Source organism: Solilutibacter silvestris (assembly GCF_002895945.1).
In the GTDB taxonomy this organism is placed as follows: Bacteria; Pseudomonadota; Gammaproteobacteria; order Xanthomonadales; family Xanthomonadaceae; genus Solilutibacter; species Solilutibacter silvestris.
In genome coordinates, this window is the sequence record NZ_NPZB01000003.1 from 1 (window position 1) to 1,243 (window position 1,243).

The 1,243-nt window shown below is 60.4% G+C and carries 1 protein-coding gene; it reads left to right on the forward strand.

The window, feature by feature from the left end:
- The first annotated feature begins 63 nt into the window (after positions 1–63).
- Positions 64–1,217, forward strand: a protein-coding gene (locus Lysil_RS13090; RefSeq protein ID WP_103076073.1) for an IS3 family transposase whose coding sequence is annotated in 2 segments (ribosomal slippage) — positions 64–313 and positions 313–1,217 — 1,155 coding nt in all. Because the reading frame shifts where the segments join, the coding sequence is not laid out codon by codon here.
- Positions 1,218–1,243: the final 26 nt, after the last annotated feature.

Consider the following 1,243-nt stretch of genomic DNA (forward strand, 5'->3'; position numbering starts at 1 on the left):
TGGACCGCCCAGCCTTTCGTAGACACCCAGGAGCCATAATTCATGGCAACGGCAGAGGTGTTGATGAGCAGCAAGCGATATACGGATGAGTTCAAGGCCGAAGCAGTCAAGCAGGTGCTCGATCGCGGCTTCACGGTGGTCGATGTGGCGGGGAGGCTTGGCCTTCACACGCACACGCTGTACGCGTGGGTGAAGAGTGCCAGGGTGAGCGAGAAGCCAGGCAACAGTGGACTGTCCAGTGGTGGCGGCGATGCGGCGGAAGTGCGTCGGCTGAAGGCTGAGCTCAAGCGCGTGACCGAGGAGCGCGACATCCTAAAAAAAGCCGCCGCGTACTTTGCCAAGGGGTAAGGGCGAAGTACGCGTTCATGCGTGCACATATCCGCGAGTTCCGGCTGATAACGATGTGTCGGGTGCTTGGCGTGCATCGCAGTGGGTATTACGCTTGGCTGAGCGACGAGACCAGTGCGCGTGAACGCGAGGACAAGCGCTTGCTCGGCCTGATCAAGCACGCCTGGTTGGCCAGCGGCACGGTGTACGGTCACCGCAAGATCACGCTGGACTTGCGCGAGGCTGGCGAGGTCTGCAGTCGCCACCGCGTGCAGCGGCTGATGCGGGCCGAAGGCCTGCGGGCACAGGTCGGTTACGGCAGCAAGCCACGGCATCGTGGTGGTCCGATGGGCGTGGTCGAGAACGTATTGAACCGCGACTTCACTCCGGACGCACCGAACAAGGTCTGGGTCACGGACATCACCTATATCCGTACCTACGAAGGCTGGTTGTTCCTGGCGGCGGTCGTGGATTTGTACTCGCGGCAGGTCGTGGGTTGGGCAACGCAGCCGACGATGACTCGCGACCTGGTATTGCAGGCATTGCTGGCTGCGGTCTGGAAGCGCAAGCCAGGTCCTGGCGTGATGGTGCACTCGGATCAAGGCAGCCAGTTCACCAGTAGTGACTGGCAATCGTTCTTGAAGGCGCATCGGATGGTGCCGAGCATGAGTCGGCGTGGCAACTGTCACGACAACGCGGTCGCGGAGAGCTTCTTCAGCGCTTTGAAGAAGGAGCGGATCAAACGACGTATCTACCCGAACCGAGAGGCGGCAAGATCCGATGTATTCGACTACATCGAGATGTTCTACAACCCGATCAGACGACATGGTTCCGCTGGCGACCTGTCACCTGTAGAGTTCGAAAGGCGCTATGCGCAGAGCGGCAACTGAGTGTCTATGAAACTCTGGGCGGTCCA